Source organism: Planktotalea frisia (assembly GCF_001890925.1).
GTDB classification, from domain to species: domain Bacteria; phylum Pseudomonadota; class Alphaproteobacteria; order Rhodobacterales; family Rhodobacteraceae; genus Planktotalea; species Planktotalea frisia.
Window position 1 is genome coordinate 19,921 of record NZ_MLCB01000140.1, and the last position, 15,877, is coordinate 35,797.

At 54.4% G+C, this 15,877-nt stretch carries 15 protein-coding genes and 1 tRNA gene; 9 read left to right on the top strand and 7 right to left on the bottom strand.

Annotated features, from left to right (window positions below; genetic code table 11):
• Positions 1–67: 67 nt before the first annotated feature.
• The 3 genes from PFRI_RS11185 to PFRI_RS11195 all read right to left on the bottom strand — a co-directional run bounded on the left by PFRI_RS11185 (position 68) and on the right by PFRI_RS11195 (position 3,456).
• Positions 68–958 (bottom strand): ABC transporter permease subunit, encoded by an 891-nt coding sequence (locus PFRI_RS11185; RefSeq protein ID WP_072630793.1) that lies wholly within the window; start codon positions 956–958, stop codon positions 68–70.
• 3 nt (positions 959–961) lie between these two features.
• Complete coding sequence (locus PFRI_RS11190; protein WP_072630794.1) at positions 962–2,311, bottom strand: ABC transporter ATP-binding protein; 1,350 nt, start codon at positions 2,309–2,311, stop codon at positions 962–964.
• Between the two features lie 62 nt (positions 2,312–2,373).
• On the bottom strand, positions 2,374–3,456 hold the full coding sequence (locus PFRI_RS11195) for a polyamine ABC transporter substrate-binding protein (protein ID WP_072630795.1): 1,083 nt from the start codon (positions 3,454–3,456) through the stop codon (positions 2,374–2,376).
• Between the two features lie 180 nt (positions 3,457–3,636).
• On the opposite strand from PFRI_RS11195, the gene PFRI_RS11200 reads away from it, so the two are divergent.
• Positions 3,637–5,031 (top strand): aspartate aminotransferase family protein, encoded by a 1,395-nt coding sequence (locus PFRI_RS11200; RefSeq protein ID WP_072630796.1) that lies wholly within the window; start codon positions 3,637–3,639, stop codon positions 5,029–5,031.
• A 13-nt stretch (positions 5,032–5,044) separates the two neighbouring features.
• Here the strand turns inward: PFRI_RS11200 and PFRI_RS11205 are convergent, their stop codons facing one another.
• On the bottom strand, positions 5,045–5,737 hold the full coding sequence (locus PFRI_RS11205) for a hypothetical protein (RefSeq protein WP_072630797.1): 693 nt from the start codon (positions 5,735–5,737) through the stop codon (positions 5,045–5,047).
• A gap of 129 nt (positions 5,738–5,866) precedes the next feature.
• On the opposite strand from PFRI_RS11205, the gene PFRI_RS11210 reads away from it, so the two are divergent.
• Positions 5,867–6,475: a TetR/AcrR family transcriptional regulator gene (locus PFRI_RS11210; RefSeq protein ID WP_072630798.1), complete on the top strand. Its 609-nt coding sequence runs from the start codon at positions 5,867–5,869 to the stop codon at positions 6,473–6,475.
• A gap of 40 nt (positions 6,476–6,515) precedes the next feature.
• Here PFRI_RS11210 and PFRI_RS11215 read toward each other — a convergent pair whose 3' ends face one another.
• Complete coding sequence (locus PFRI_RS11215) at positions 6,516–6,974, bottom strand: GNAT family N-acetyltransferase (protein ID WP_072630799.1); 459 nt, start codon at positions 6,972–6,974, stop codon at positions 6,516–6,518.
• A 187-nt stretch (positions 6,975–7,161) separates the two neighbouring features.
• Here PFRI_RS11215 and PFRI_RS11220 point away from each other — a divergent pair, with 187 nt between their 5' ends.
• Genes PFRI_RS11220 through PFRI_RS11245 form a run of 6 tightly spaced genes read left to right on the top strand, consistent with a single transcriptional unit; the run spans position 7,162 to position 13,332 of the window.
• Positions 7,162–8,331, top strand: a complete 1,170-nt coding sequence (locus tag PFRI_RS11220; protein WP_072630800.1) for an acetyl-CoA C-acyltransferase — start codon at positions 7,162–7,164, stop codon at positions 8,329–8,331.
• 11 nt (positions 8,332–8,342) lie between these two features.
• On the top strand, positions 8,343–9,542 hold the full coding sequence (locus tag PFRI_RS11225) for an acyl-CoA dehydrogenase family protein (protein WP_072630801.1): 1,200 nt from the start codon (positions 8,343–8,345) through the stop codon (positions 9,540–9,542).
• Entirely contained in the window at positions 9,539–10,654 is a 1,116-nt protein-coding gene (locus PFRI_RS11230; protein ID WP_072630802.1) for an acyl-CoA dehydrogenase family protein, read from the top strand. Before PFRI_RS11225 ends, PFRI_RS11230 begins: the two co-directional genes overlap by 4 nt.
• Positions 10,655–11,065 (top strand): PaaI family thioesterase, encoded by a 411-nt coding sequence (locus tag PFRI_RS11235; protein ID WP_072630803.1) that lies wholly within the window; start codon positions 10,655–10,657, stop codon positions 11,063–11,065.
• Positions 11,062–11,829, top strand: a complete 768-nt coding sequence (locus PFRI_RS11240) for an oxepin-CoA hydrolase, alternative type (RefSeq protein WP_072630804.1) — start codon at positions 11,062–11,064, stop codon at positions 11,827–11,829. The genes PFRI_RS11235 and PFRI_RS11240 overlap by 4 nt, the downstream gene beginning before the upstream one ends.
• Before the next feature lie 12 nt (positions 11,830–11,841).
• Complete coding sequence (locus tag PFRI_RS11245) at positions 11,842–13,332, top strand: class I adenylate-forming enzyme family protein (protein ID WP_072630805.1); 1,491 nt, start codon at positions 11,842–11,844, stop codon at positions 13,330–13,332.
• A gap of 39 nt (positions 13,333–13,371) precedes the next feature.
• Here the strand turns inward: PFRI_RS11245 and PFRI_RS11250 are convergent, their stop codons facing one another.
• Together PFRI_RS11250 and PFRI_RS11255 are read right to left on the bottom strand one after the other, a co-directional pair.
• Complete coding sequence (locus PFRI_RS11250; RefSeq protein ID WP_072630806.1) at positions 13,372–14,553, bottom strand: winged helix-turn-helix domain-containing protein; 1,182 nt, start codon at positions 14,551–14,553, stop codon at positions 13,372–13,374.
• Positions 14,554–14,556: 3 nt separating this feature from the next.
• Complete coding sequence (locus PFRI_RS11255; protein WP_072630807.1) at positions 14,557–15,582, bottom strand: LacI family DNA-binding transcriptional regulator; 1,026 nt, start codon at positions 15,580–15,582, stop codon at positions 14,557–14,559.
• Between the two features lie 128 nt (positions 15,583–15,710).
• Here PFRI_RS11255 and PFRI_RS11260 point away from each other — a divergent pair.
• Positions 15,711–15,787, top strand: a tRNA-Arg gene (locus tag PFRI_RS11260).
• Positions 15,788–15,877: the final 90 nt, after the last annotated feature.

The following is a 15,877-nucleotide window of genomic DNA, read 5'->3' on the forward strand; positions in this document are numbered from 1 at the left end:
ATGGAGCCTCCGGCGGGGAGTTTGAGGCGATAACAGGCGGAGCCCTTGGAGAGAGGATGCATGCGGGTCATCCTTCCATCTCGCGTTGTTTCTGCTCGTTTCGTTGGAACAGGATGATCGGGATGATCAGGATGAGTAAGAGAATGATTGCAACGGCAGAGGCGACAGGCCAATCGCGGTTGTTAAAGAACTCTTCCCACAGGACTTTACCGATCATCAGGGTTTGCGACCCACCCAAGAGCGACGGGATAACGAATTCACCGAGCGTTGGAATGAAGACGAGGAAGCAGCCAGCGATAATGCCTGTTTTGCTGAGAGGAACAGTGATCAGCCAGAAGGCGGATGTGCGCGAGCAACCGAGGTCTTCGGCGGCCTCTAACAGGCTGTCGTCCATCTTTTCCAGGGTCGAATATATCGGCAGGATCATGAAGGGCAGGTATGTGTAGACGATGCCGATGTAGACGGCGGTGTTGGTGTTTAAGATTGTGAGTGGCTCTGAGATAAGACCTGTCCATAGGAGGAATTGGTTGAGCAGGCCCTCGTTGGAGAGGATGCCCATCCATGCGTAGACGCGGATCAGGAAGCTGGTCCAGAACGGGAGGATCACCAGCATCAAAAGTGTAGGGCGCCATTCGGGTGCAGCGCGCGCCATGGAATAGGCGATAGGGTAGCCGATAAGCAGTGCGAGAACGGTCGAGATGAGGGCGATCTTGAAGCTGGAGAGATAGGCTTTCCAATAGAGATCGTCGCTGGTGAGGAATTCGAAATTCTCAAAGTCGAGCGCTTTGAAGAAGCTGGTGACCGCGTCCCATCCGCCTGTCAGGTCAAGCTTTGGAGTGTAGGGCGGAATAGCGAGGGCGATGTCGCTGAGCGAGATTTTCATCACGATCAGGAACGGCACTAGGAAAAGCGCCAAAAGCCACAAGTAGGGAACGGCGATAAGGGCGAAGCGGCGCATCCTTCAGCGTTCCAACAAGACACCAGCGGTGTCTGTGAAGCTGACCCAAACTGTGTCTTCCCAAGTGATATCACGTTTGGCGAGACGGCGGGCGTTGGCCATCTGCGCTTTGATCATCTGACCGCCCTTGAGTTCCACATGATAGGTGGAGACGTTGCCGAGATAGGCGATGTCTATCACCGTGCCTTGCAGCGCGTTGGCGGCGTCAGGTTTGTCCTTGGCGATGTTGAGTTTTTCGGGGCGGATCGCGAAAGTGAGCGCCTTGCCGTCCTGTGCTTCATCCCCGTTAGAGACGATGATCGCGGGATGTTGGTCCGACCAGTTGAGAGCGATGCCACCTTCGGGGATGTCGCTGGTGACTTCAGGAGTGGCTGTCAGTTCTGCAGCGCTGGGCGGAGGCAGGCGCTTGATCGGCTCGTCGCGTTCACCGATGATCGGAGAGAGGACTTTGTCATGTAGCCATTCGCCGAGTTTATTGGGTTGTGGGCGGGGCGTGTCGTCGACGAAAGGATCTGCTGGTGCTTCAAGCGTTTCGGGCGTAGTTTGCTCAGCAGGTTTGCTTGAGACGCGCAGTTCGGCGGTGCCTTTGATCAGGTTCACATCACCGATGAAGTCGGCGACATAGGTGGAATTGGGTGCCTCATAAATCGCATCAGGGGTAGCGACTTGAATGATGCGGCCCTCGTCCATGACTGCGACGCGGGAGGCGACGGTCATTGCTTCCTCTTGATCATGGGTGACGATCACAAAGGTCGTGCCGGTCTTTTCCTGAATATCCATCAACTCGAACTGCGTGTCTTGGCGCAGCTTCTTGTCGAGCGCGCCGAGGGGTTCGTCGAGAAGCAACAGCTTGGGCGCTTTGGCCAAGGAGCGCGCAAGCGCGACACGTTGACGTTGACCACCCGAAATCTGATGTGGCTTGCGCTGGGCGAATTTCTCAAGCCGTGTGAGTTTGAGCATCTCGTTAACGCGCGCATCAATCGCGTCTTTCGCCATGTCCGTACGACGCAGACCAAAGGCGATATTCTCGTAGATCGACAGGTGCGGAAACAGCGCGTAGCTTTGAAACATCATGTTCACAGCGCGCTTGTTCGGCGGGACATTGTTCATGTCCTGACCTGCGATGCTGATCGTGCCAGAGGTGGGCGTCTCGAACCCACCAAGCATGCGCATCATTGTGGTTTTGCCACAGCCGGACGGACCGAGCAGGGCGAAGAATTCTTTTTCGTAGATATCCTGAGTGAGATCGTCGATGGCAATGAAATCGCCAAAGCGTTTGGTCACGTTCTTGAATTGGATCAAGGGCTTTTCGCTTGGGTCGTTCCAAGGCTCAAACAGGGGCTCTTGCGCCATTCAGGATCTCCGAAACAATGACAAAATGCCCCCGCATGACACCACGCGAGGGCAATAGAATTTTAGGTGCCGGACTTGATCTTGGTCCACATGCGCGTGACGACGCGCTGCACTTTTGGCGCGTAAGGCGACGTTGTGAACAGGTTCTCAAGCGTGGCTGCATCAGGATAGATCGCCGGATCGCCAATCACGTCTTCCTCAAGCAAAGGCTGAGACGCGAGGTTGCCGTTGGCGTAGTATACGTAGTTCGACGCATCAGCCATGTTCTGCGCGTCCATGATAAAGTTCAGGAACGTGTGCGCGGCATCTGGGTTTGGCGCGTCCGCTGGGATCGCCATTTGGTCGAACCACATTTGCGCGCCTTCTTTGGCGGCGTGATATGCGATCTCAACACCGTTATCAGCCTCTGCTGCGCGATCACGCGCTTGCAGGATGTCGCCGGACCAACCGATAGCAACGCAGATATCGCCGTTGGCGAGCGCGTTGATATATTCAGAGCTGTGGAATTTCTGAATATAGGGGCGCACGGCGGTCAAGACAGGTTCAACCTTGGCAATGACATCTGGGTCCTGGCTGTCTGGGTCTTCGCCGATGTACTTCAGCGCCATCGGGATCATTTCAGCAGGGGCGTCGAGCATGTGAACGCCGCAATCCGCGAGTTTCGCCATGTTGTCTGGGTTCAGCACCAATTCGAGTGAATCAATCGGAGCATCGTCGCCCAGCGCTTCTTTTACTTTGCCGATGTTCACGCCAATACCTGTGGTGCCCCACATGTAGTTGATGGAATAAGCATTGTCTGGGTCATACTGTTCTGTGCGCGAGGACACGACGTCCCACATGTTGGCCATGTTTGGCAGTTTGGACATATCGAGCTTTTGGAACGCGCCCGCGGTGATCTGGCGCTGCAAGAATGTACCGGATGGGACAACGACGTCATAGCCGGAACCGCCAGCGAGCATCTTTGTTTCAAGCAATTCGTTGCTGTCGAACACGTCGTAGATCAGTTTGATGCCTGTGTCGGCCTCAAACTTTTCCAAGAGCGCTTCGTCGATGTAATCTGACCAGTTATAAACGCGGACTTCTTCGGCCGTTGCGCTGGCGGCCATTACGGCAATGCTAGCGCTGGCGAGCAGTAAATTCTTCATTTGGTGAACTCCCTAGAACGTATCGTGCTGCGGTATGAGCGGGCAGCATTCTGACGGTTATTGTTCTCAGGTCGTAAGGAGAGTCGCAAGTTATTATTGCATTGATTGACAGGCGCATTGCGCCTCATATGCTGCAACAGAATTGAAATTATGCGGCTTGCCCGAAAAAGGAGCGTTCCTATGAATGCGATCACCAACCACATGCCAACCGCTGAATTGCAGGCGCTTGATGCCGCGCATCATATGCATCCTTTCACCACGGGTGACGAGATTGCAGCCAAGGGCGCACGGGTGATTACAGGTGCAGATGGCGTGATGTTGCGGGACTCTGATGGTAATCAGATTTTGGACGCGATGGCAGGCCTGTGGTGCGTGAACATCGGCTATGGCCGTCACGAATTGGCCGAAGTCGCCGCGCGGCAGATGCGCGAGCTTCCCTATTACAACACGTTTTTTATGACGACCCATGTGCCTGCGATTGCGCTCAGCCAACGCTTGGCTGAACTGGCACCTGAGGGGATGAACCATGTGTTCTTTGCAGGCTCTGGATCAGAGGCGAATGACACCAATATCCGCATGGTGCGCACCTATTGGGACATGAAGGGTAAACCTAGCAAGAAGGTGATCATCTCGCGCCATAACGCGTATCATGGCTCGTCTGTTGGGTCCGGTTCCCTTGGTGGGATGAGCGGGATGCACGCGCAAGGCGGGATGCCGATCCCTGATATTCATCACATTGGTCAGCCGAATTGGTGGGCTGAGGGCGGTGATATGACGCCTGAAGACTTCGGTTTGATGCGAGCGCAAGAGTTGGAACAAGCGATTAACGAGATGGGCGAAGACCGTGTTGCCGCCTTTATCGCAGAGCCAGTGCAGGGTGCGGGCGGCGTTATTGTGCCGCCCTCGACCTATTGGCCCGAGATCCAGCGCATTTGCGACAAGTACGAAATCCTATTGATTGCCGACGAAGTGATTTGTGGTTTCGGGCGCACAGGCGAATGGTTCGGCTCAACCACGATGGGCATTCGTCCTGACATCATGACCATCGCGAAGGGGCTCAGCTCTGGCTATCAACCTATCGGTGGCTCCATCGTGTCTGATGAGATCGCAACGGTGATCAATTCAGGTGAGTTTAACCACGGTTATACGTATTCCAGTCATCCAGTTGCCTCTGCCGTTGCTTTGGAAAACCTGCGCATCTTGGATGAAGAGGGCATCATAACAAAGGTGCGTGAAACCACGGCACCTTACCTCAAATCCAAATGGGAAGCGCTACTCGATCACCCTTTGGTAGGCGAAGCAAATATCGTTGGGATGATGGGGTCGATTGTTTTAACCCCGCACAAAGAAAGCCGTGCCGCGTTTAAGTCTGATGTTGGCACTGTCGGCTACATTTGCCGCGAGCGTTGCTTTGCGAATAATCTGGTGATGCGTCACGTGGGGGACCGGATGATCATTTCGCCCCCTTTGGTGATCACTGAGGGCGAGATTGACACATTGATCGAGCGCGCTGTGAAGTCGTTGGATGAATGCCATGCGACCCTCAAGCGTGATGGGATGATGGTCGCAGGTTAAGCGCTGGGCACCCCTAGGCTTTAACAGTCTTGGGGACTGCCCAGTATAGCACTGCAGTCATGGCGATATAGGTGAAGATGATGGTCGGCACGGTCGTGTTAAACGCGAAGTTGAGGACCGGAAGACCGAACAGATCACGGAACGAAACCGTTGCAATCGACACCATAAAGACGATGCCGTAGGCGAAGACTCCGATTATCGCCGCGCGGTTCTTTGTGGTGCGCACGACCCCTGCTTTCGCTTCCTCACGGAAGTAGTATGTTAGTGCCGCAACCATAAAGACAGCTTCGATCAGAATCGCGAGATAGGCGTTTTTCGCATACAGCCCAAGTCCGATCGCAACAGAGTTTGCGCCAAACAAATGGTGTCCGTGGCCGGAGAAGAAATCCAGAACGATGTGGCTTACGAACAGTGCCAGCGCGACCAAACCGATGGTTGTGCTTTTGAACAGGATCCGCCCAAGCAGAAACACCAAGATGGCCCAGAAAAATTGCGGCAGAAGGTGATGACTGTACATCATCAACACAGTCATATTGGCGATTGTCGCATCAAAAACATCAATGGGGCCTGTGGGTTCTAGCCCGAGGTAGTGAAAGATGAACCAGAAGATGTCTTGGAACTGCGACACAGCAAGGAAGAACAACAACGTTCCTTTGGGGAATTTTTGGTTCGCGATAAGGGCGGTTGCGTAATGGCCTGCGATCATTTTGTCGTCTCCTTTGGGTTTTATCGGCACCAAACAACGACCTAGTAGGGTGAATGATGATCTGTTATCATTCCGTAACTATCGGTACGATATGTGCTGGTCAATATTTAAATACCGATGAGTACGAATATGTCGAAACAGGAAGATGCACCGCGAAGGGGACGACCTCAGACTTTGGATCGTGATGCCGTTCTTAGGATCGCTATGATGCGCTATTGGACCGACGGGCCGACGCGCGTCTCAATCAACCACATCTGCCAAGCGGCCAATGTGTCCAAGCCCGGCCTTTATCGTGAATTTGGGAGCGATGATGGTCTAAAAGACGCGGTACTTGATCTCTATCGAGAGGCGGTCCTCGTTCCGTTCTACGACATTTTAACCAGTGACGAAGGTTTCACTCAACAGATTGAAGCGCTTATCGCCTTTACCATTCAAGACCGTAGACCGTTGGGGATTCCAAACGGGTGTTTGCAAGTCGCAATGCGTGCGCACAAAGAAGATCTTGGAGAGATCACGCGCAACAAAATTGATCTCATGCGGCGTGAAACGCTTTCGATCTACGAAACATGGATCGAGCGCGGCAAAGCACGAGGAGAGTTTAAAGCAGACATTTCGACCAAAGCGGCAGCGCTATTCTGCGATGCGCAAAACGGCGGAGCGATGCGGATGCAAAGAGAAGGGGTTTCAAATGAGGACATCGGGCAGACAATGAAGCTCGCGTTCACTGCGCTGGTTTGACGGTCTACAGCATACGAAATGTGCGAGGGGCGAAAGGCAACTACCCCAACGCCTTCCAAAAAATTACCTTGTCATCGCCCTTGCCCCAAAAATCGCGAATGCGCGCTTCTTCGGTGTAGCCGGAATTGGCGTAAAACCCGCGCGTTCCAGCGAAAGCATCGGTGCCAGAAGTATCTACGATCATCACGCGCGCGGCTTGCTCTTGCAGCTCAACTTCCATCTGCGCAACCAACCCGCGACCTGCACCTTGGCCCTGCGCATCAGATGCAACCGCAAGGGCGAGCATGTTCCATGTGCCTTCGGCCAACTGCACGGGAACGGTGTAGCAAAACCCGATAGCGCGCCCATCGGTTTCGCACGTGAGCCAAAGCTCTTCGTTGTCGCCATTCAGAAACCCACTGAGCATCTCTTCCAACAGTTCACTTGGAAATAACTCTGTCTGATCCAAGACGGATTTCAGGTCAGCAATATCACCAGGTTCAGTGTAGCGAATGTCCATGGGCTGCGCACTTTCGTTCGTTAAAGTAGAGCTAGGCGACCTTAAAACCATGTGAGGATGAGTGTAAATGCGAAGAGGCCGGTTTTTGTAACGCTGCGTTCCGCGGTGCAAGAACGTGGTGACGTAGCGCGTAGCTTGCGGCAAGCTGAGACCCAGACATTCAAGACTATAAATTGGGAGAGACGGCATGAAGCAAGCAGTGATCGTATCCACCGCGCGCAGTGGTTTGGCAAAGTCATTCCGCGGCTCTTTGAACATGACACATGGCGCAACTTTGGGCGCGCATTCGGTTGAGCATGCCGTTAAGCGTGCAGGCATTGACCCCGCGACGGTCGAAGATGTGCTGATCGGTTGCGCCACGCCAGAGGGTGCGACAGGGGGCAATATTGCGCGTCAGATCGCGCTTCGCGCAGGGATGCCACAAACAGTTTGTGGCGCAACGGTGAACCGCTTCTGCTCGAGCGGATTGCAGACCATCGCGATGGCAGCGCAAAGCATTCAGAACGGCGCAGGGCCGATGGTTGCAGGCGGCGTTGAGAGCATTTCTTTGACCGGCAATCACAGCGTGCCAAGCCGTGATGCATGGCTCAAGGAACATAAGCCTGACGTTTACATGACCATGATCGAAACTGCTGATATTGTGGCGGAACGCTATGGCGTGAGCCGCGAAGCGCAGGATGAATACGGCCTTCGCTCGCAGCAGCGCATGGCGGCAGCGCAAGCGGCTGGCAAGTTCGCGGACGAGATTGTTCCTATGGCTGCGACCATGGGCGTGAAGGATAAAGAGACAGGCGAAATTTCGCATCATGAAGTGACGGTAGATCGCGATGAATGCAATCGCCCTACGACGACGATTGAGGGTCTCCATGGGCTGAATACAGTGCGCGAAGGTGGGTATGTGACCGCCGGTAATGCAAGCCAGCTTTCAGATGGGTCCGCCGCTGTCGTGCTGATGGATTCGGTCGATGCGGAGAAGCAAGGCGTTGAGCCGCTTGGCGCGTTTAAGGGTTTCGCCGTCGCTGGATGCGCCCCTGACGAGATGGGGATCGGCCCTGTGTTTGCAGTGCCGCGTTTGTTGGAACGTCATGGGCTGAAGGTCGATGATATTGACCTGTGGGAGCTGAACGAAGCGTTCGCGTCCCAAGCGCTGTATTCACGTGATCGCCTCGGCATTGATGACGAGAAATGCAACGTCAACGGCGGCTCTATCGCGATTGGTCACCCTTTCGGGATGAGCGGCACGCGTATGACGGGCCATCTGCTGCTTGAGGGTAAGCGACGAGGCGCAAAACTAGGGGTCGTCACGATGTGTATTGGCGGCGGCATGGGGGCGGCTGGCCTCTTTGAGATTTATTAAGGAACGATACGATGGATTTGAGCTACACCGATGAAGAACGCGCATTCCAAGCTGAGGTGCGCACGTTCCTTGCAGAGAAACTACCCAAAGCGATGTCCGAAAAGGTGCGCCTTGGGAGCGGTCTGACGAAGGAAGATCTTGAGGAATGGCATAGCATTCTGAACGCACGTGGCTGGCTTGCGCAAAACTGGCCAAGTGAATTCGGCGGTGCCGAGTGGGATGCGGTTCAGCGCCATATTTTTGAGGAAGAAGCGAGCCTTGCCAATGCGCCGCGCATCGTTCCCTTTGGCCTCGCGATGCTCGCGCCTGTGTTGCAGAAATTTGGTTCCAAAGAGCAATGCGACCGTTGGTTGCCGCGCATCTTGGACGGCAGTGATTGGTGGTGTCAGGGATACTCTGAACCGGGTGCCGGTTCTGATCTCGCTTCTCTCAAAACGCGCGCTGTGCGCGAGGGTGACCACTACATCGTTAATGGTCAAAAGACGTGGACGACACTTGGGCAATACGCGAACATGATCTTCTGCCTCGTGCGCACGAACACGGAAGTGAAGAACCAAGAGGGGATTTCGTTCCTGCTGATCGACATGGACACACCGGGTATCGAAGTACGCCCGATCATCCTGCTCGATGGAACACATGAGGTGAACGAGGTCTGGTTTACAGACGTTAAAGTGCCCGTCGAAAACCTTGTCGGCGAAGAAGACAAAGGTTGGACCTACGCGAAATATCTGCTGACGCATGAACGCGCGAATATCGCAGGTGTTGGGTCGTCCAACGCGGGACTTGAAGCAGTGAAGCGCATGGCCAAGGCTGAGATGTCAGGTGGCAAACCCCTGTCTGAAAACCCGCACTTTGCCGCACGCGTTGCTCAGGTGGAAATTGATTTGATGGCAATGTCGCTGAGCAATCTGCGCATCATCAGCAAAGCGGCCAAGGGTGGCGCGCCTGGATTGGAAGCGTCGATGCTCAAGATTTCCGGCACGGTTATCCGGCAAGAGATCAATGATCTCGCGCGGCGTGCCGCTGGCATGTATGCGTTGCCTTTTGCGTCGGAAGCGGTGGAGGGGTCGAACCAGCCAGAGCTTGGTCCAGAGCATTCACGCCCCGTCGCGGAGCAGTATTTCAACAACCGCAAAATCTCGATCTTCGGTGGCTCGAACGAGGTCCAACGCGAGATTATCGCGAAGACAACGCTGGGGAGAATGCAATGAATTTCGAGCTGACAGAAGAGCGGCAAATGCTGCAAGATTCCCTGCGCCGTTTCCTGCGTGATCGCTACGATGTGCCCACGCGCAATGCGATCCTAGAAAGCGAAAGCGGGATGAGCAGCGATATCTGGAACCAGCTTGCTGAGTTGGGTGTGCTCGGTGCGTTGTTCACTGAGGAAGATGGTGGCTTTGGTGGCAAAGGTTTCGACATTGCCGTTGTCTTCGAAGAGCTGGGTCGAGCAGGCGTTGTAGAGCCCATTTTGGAGACTTGTATCCTTGGTGGTGGTTTGATCGCAGCGCTGGGAAATGAGACCCAAAATGGCCTGTTAGAGTCTATTATTGGCGGTGAGACCCGTCTTGCGCTTGCTCATAGCGAACCGCGTGCGCGCTATGATCTGAACCGCGTTGAAACGCGTTGTGAGGGGGGCAAGCTGAATGGTCACAAGACCATGTCGCTTGGTGCTCCGAATGCTGATCACATCATTATATCGGCTCGTGAAAGCGGTGCGGTTGACGACAAAGAGGGCATATCGCTCTTTTTAGTACCTGTTTCTGACTTGGAATTGCGCAGCACACCTATGATGGGTGGTGGTATGGCGGCGGACATCTGGCTTGAGAATGTAGTGGTCACCGAAGAGATGCGTCTTGGCCCGGTTGGCAGTGCTTTGCCCTATTTAGAGACTGTTTATGCAGCCGCGATCACGGCCAACTGTGCGCAAACTTTGGGGGCAATGGAAACAGCAACGCGTCTGACAACCGAGTATCTGCAAACGCGCAAACAGTTTGGTCGTCCCATCGGCACGTTCCAAGCATTAGCGCATCGCCTCGCGGATATGTTTGTCGAGCTAGAGCAAGCGCGTTCTGCGGTGATTGGTGTCGCCGGCTACTTGGAGGCAGACCCTAAATTACGCGATAAGCATGCGAGCATGGCGAAAAACTTGATGGGCCGCATTGGTCGTTTGATCGGGGAAGAGAGCATTCAGATGCACGGTGGCATTGCGATGACGCAAGAGTATGAGCTTGCGCATATCGCCAAGCGCATCATTATGGCGGATCACCTTTTTGGCGATGTGGATTACCATCTCGAGCGTTTCATCGCGATGAGTGCTGCGTAAATGATCACGCAGATCAGAGACGAAACAGGCACGCAGCGCCTTGTCGGGTATGTGGTCGAAGTGGGCCATCCCGATGGACGTGCGCGCTGTTGGCTCGATCTGGATGAGCGGCATTTGAACCGCCACAACGTTTTGCACGGCGGTATCGCGACAATGCTTATGGATAGCGCCAGCGGCGCGACGGGAAGTTTGACGGTGGATGATACGGGCCTTGTCCCGTTCATGTCCGTGTCGCTGAACGTGCAGTTCATTGCCTCTGGCAAGCCCGGTCGCGTCACCGCGGTAGGCGCGATTACAGGTGGCGGTCGTTCGCTTAAGTTCATTTCTGCAGAATTGCATCACGAAGATGGCACGCTGATCGCCACATGTTCTGGCATCTTCAAACGTGTCCCACAGGAGCGCCTCACATGAGCCTTGCCCGCGTCGAACAAAAGGGCCGCACCCTCATCATTATGAACAACAATCCGAGCAAACGCGGCGCGCTTTCGCTTGAGCTATACGATGTGATTAACGAGGCGTTGGAACGCGCCAAAAACCCCGCGATCCGCGCTGTTATTTTCGCGTCTGAGGGTGGATTTTTCTGCTCTGGTGGTGATCTCAACGCCTTGCAAAGCCGAGCGGGTTCTACGCTCGAAGAACGCCGTGAGAAGATCCAAGATCTCCATGACATCACTGCCGGTATTCGCGGCTGCCCCGTCCCTGTGATCGCCGCTGTTGAAGGTGGCGCGGCTGGTGCGGGTCTGTCTTTGGCGCTCGCATGTGACATGATCATCGCTGCGCCAAATGCGAAATTCACGGCCTCATATGTGAAGGCTGGCGTTGTTCCAGATGGTGGTCTGACCTCTGCTTTGTCGCGCATGATTCCTCGCCAACTCGCCACTGAAATGTGCTTGCTTGCACGTTCGGTCACGGCTGAACGCTTGGCTGATTTGGGTGTGATAAATATGATCAGCGAGGACCCTTTGAAAGAAGCACACGCGCTCGCTGACGCGTTCGCCAAAGGCCCGCGCAAGGCGCAAGGCGTCATCAAAGGGTTGGTCGGCCAAGCTTATGAAACCACCGAGACCGAACAGTTAGCGGCCGAGCGCGAAGCCATGATCCGCGCAGTTGCAGACACAGAAGCCAAGATCGGTATCGCTGCGTTCCTCGAGAAGAAGACACCTGAATATCCTTGATCGGAGACCCACTTGCGCACTCATCAATTCCTAAGCGACCAAGCTGAGACCCGCCCTGACGCTATTGCTTTGCTTGACTGGGATGGTGCGCCATGGACGTTCGGACAGGAATGGGGCGCCGCGCAGTCAGGTGCTGATTTGCTCAAACTCGCGGGTGTACAGCGTGGTGATCGCGTGCTGATGGTCGCCGAAAACTGCGCGGCGCTTTGTGCATTCATCTACGCGTGCTCCCTTATCGGTGCCTGGGCTGTTCCCGTGAATGCGCGTCAGACCGAAGCAGAACTCAGCCGGATTGTCGCCCACGCCAACCCGCGTGTTGCACTGTTTATGTCGTCCGTTTCCCCCGATGCCAAAGCGCACGGCGAACGCCTGGATGCGCGTGAAGTGAACGGTGCTTGGGGCAGTCTGATGATGGCTGAAATTGCTGCGAGTGATCCTGAGCCGGACAAAGATGTTGCTGTGATGCTCTACACCACGGGAACAACTGGCACGCCCAAGGGTGTCATGCTCACGCATTCCAATCTGGTTTTTGCTGGCAAGCTTTCCACCGACACACGCGGCATGCTGTCGAGCGATACGGTCTACGGTGCCCTGCCGATGAGCCATGTGTTCGGCCTCGTCTCCATGATGACTGCGGCGACGTTCATTGGCGCGACTGTGCGGCTTGAAGCACGGTTCAGCCCCGCCAAATTATTCGCAGCATTGAATGAAGGTGTCACGATCCTACCCGCAGTTCCACAAATGCATGCGCTCTTGATGCAATACACGTCTGAGCAAGGGATCGAGAGCATCGCAGGTGGTCCTTTGCGCTTTGTGTCTTCAGGTGCCGCACCACTTGATCCTGTTTGGAAACGCAAGGCGGAGGCGTTCTACGGAATTGCGCTGCAGAATGGTTACGGCATGACCGAGACAAGTGCTGGAGTCACAACAACCAAGAGCGCTTTTGGTGATCCCGACATTTCTGTTGGTCCCGCGCTTGCCGGTATAGAAATCGCAATAGATGAAACGGCTGAGGGCGGTGGCAATGGCATTGGCGAGGTGCTCACACGTGGCCCGCACATCATGCTTGGCTATTTCCGCAATCAAGAAGCGACCGATGCAGTCCTCGACAAAGACGGCTGGATGCACACGGGTGATCTCGGTCGAATTGATGACAAGAACCTGTTGCACATCCTTGGCCGCTCCAAAGAGCTGATCATTCGGGGTGGCTTCAATGTTTATCCGCCAGAGGTGGAAGCTGCCTTTAACGATCATCCCGATGTGATCCAAACTGCTGTTATTGGCCGTTCCACTGATACGGGCGATGAAGAGGTCCTCGCCTTCGTGCAACTCGCCCAACTCGATGCACTAACATCCGACGAGCTACGCGCCTTTGTCGAGCCGCGCCTATCCCCTTACAAACGTCCTAGTCAGATCATTCTCACGCTTAGCCTGCCTGCTGCGCCGACAGGAAAACTCTTGAAACATAAACTCATCGAGACATTCGCAGATCAGCTGAGCTGACCGTTGCTTCATCTTTCAAAATAAACTTAAATCCCAAGCTCACAAACCAAGCTTCGGGTCGATGATAACAGTCGAAACCCCTGCAAAGCGCGCCATACGATCCAGCTCACCGCGTAGTTTATCCAACCGAGCAGGCGTCGCGCGCACGCCCTGTTCCCACCAAAGCCCCGTGACATTCAAAATGTCCTGCGCGCGCAAAGCTTTCATATCAATGCGACCGACGAGCTTGTCACCCTCAAGCATCGGAAACACGTAATACCCGTATTCGCGCTTTGCTTCGGGGACGAAAATTTCAATGCGATAGTGAAAGCCAAACAAACGCTCAGCACGCTTGCGGTCCCGCAAAGCTGGATCAAACGGGCTAAGGATCCGCAGGCGGGATGTGGGTTTTGGCGGGGTTTCCTCCATGATCCCATCGCGCGCAAAAGCTCGGCGAAGGCTGCCATCAACACACTCAACCTCAATCTCGAGCAAGCCAACATTGGCGCACCATTCTTTGGCTTCCGCCTTGGTCACGATGTCCCAAAAGTCCGCGATCTCAGTTGAGTTGGCAAAGCCAAGCCGGTCAAGTGCCGCATTACAAAGCCAATCAACGCTTTCCTGCTGATCTGGTTCTGGTGTGATCAACGCTTTGTCCAAGACTTTCTCGGTCACGTCATAAAACTTCTTGAACGATTCACGACGAAAGACCGTCAACTCACCAGTGCGCCACAGATATTCGAGTGCTGTTTTGGACGGATGCCAATCCCACCAACCGCCAGACCCACGCTTTTCACCCTCACCCACGCAAGCGGACGACTTTGGTCCCTCCTCATCAATCCGCTCCAAAAGCTGATCGACTTTTTCTTCAAATCCTTCGCGTCTCCAGCTACGCCATTGACGGCGCAAGGTCTCTGCATCGCGCTCAAAACGCAGCTTCCAATGTGGGAAAAACTCGGTCGGTATAATGGACGCGTCATGAGGCCAATGCTCGAATAGAGAATGCTCTTTTTCCAGCAAGGGGGTCAGATGTTTGGGACGGTATGACGCTTTGCGCGCACGCAAAACCATGTGATGCGCGCGCTCAACTGTCCTGATGCTATCGACCTGTACAAAGCCAAGCTGCGTGATCAGATTGAGTAACTCTGCGCCTTTGCTGATACCCGTAGGCGCAGCACTCAGAAGATGCCGGTCTAGGAAAATGGCCCGCGCCGCTTTGTTTTTAAGAACCGGCAGCGCCACGCGTTAACGACGTTTCAGCGTATCACCGAAACTGATCTTCGGCATGAGCTCAACACGTTTATCAAGCTCGATATTAGGCTCTTCCACGCGCTGCGCAATAATCTCAGCCGCTTTGCGCCCGATTTCTTGGCGACACGAATCCATCGTGGCTAGCTGACGCGGCAAGCCCTGCAACAACTCAACCCCATTAAATCCGGCGAGACCAATCTGTTCAGGGATATTGTAGCCATTTTCCATACAGTACAGCAAACCGCCCGCACCGATCATATCATTGGAATAATAAAGAAAATCTAACTCAGGATCACGCTTTAGCATGGCTGCTGTCATCTCGCGCCCTTTTGCAAGGGCAGAGCCGCCGGAGTAAAATTCGCGTTCTGCGATCTCGATTCCTGCCTTGCCAAGTGCTTCTGTAAAGCCTTCAAAGCGCTTGCGTGCTCGGTGATCCAGCGGCATTTTCGTGCCCATGAACCCGATCCGCTCATAGCGTCCTTTGATGATGGCTTGCGCCATTTCACGCCCTGCACGGCGGTGCGAAATACCGACACATGTGTCAATCGGTGTGCCGTCAACATCCATGATTTCAATGACTGGAATGCCTGACGCCTTTAGCATTGCGCGTGAGGCATCAGAGTGCTCAAGCCCCGCGATAATAACGCCGGAAGGACGCCAAGACAGCATCTCGAACAGAACACGTTCTTCTTTTTCGGGCTGATAATCCGTGACGCCCACGACGGGCTGCAATTCTGTATCTTCCAAGATTTGGCTGATACCCGTCATGACTTCTGGAAAGACCATGTTGGAGAGCGACGGAATGATAACAGCCACAAGGTTAACGCGCTGAGATGCGAGGGCACCTGCGATCTTGTTGGGCACATAGCCAAGCTCTTTGGCCGCTTTCAGTACCTTTTCACGGGTCGTCGCTGAGACATCCCCACGATTGCGAAGCACTCGAGATACGGTCATTTCTGAAACACCAGACGCTTCAGAAACATCACGAAGGGTCAGCGGACGAGCATCAGATTTGGACAAGGTAGGCTCCACAAAAGTGTTTTGTTAAGATCACCCTAATTCGGAAACGAACGAAGCGCCATGGGGAGAATGCCTCGTGTTTTTCGCCCTGACATTTCAATTCAACCGCGCTAGACCTAAGCGCGAGTGGCCCCGTGGCTCAACTGGATAGAGCAGCCCCTTCCTAAGGGGCAGGTTACAGGTTCGAATCCTGTCGGGGTCACCATTTTTTATATATGAAACAATAATTTAAACGATATCTAGGTTCAGGACTCATAACCAGAATATGACGGTTGCAGCGAGGGCGATCGCTGAC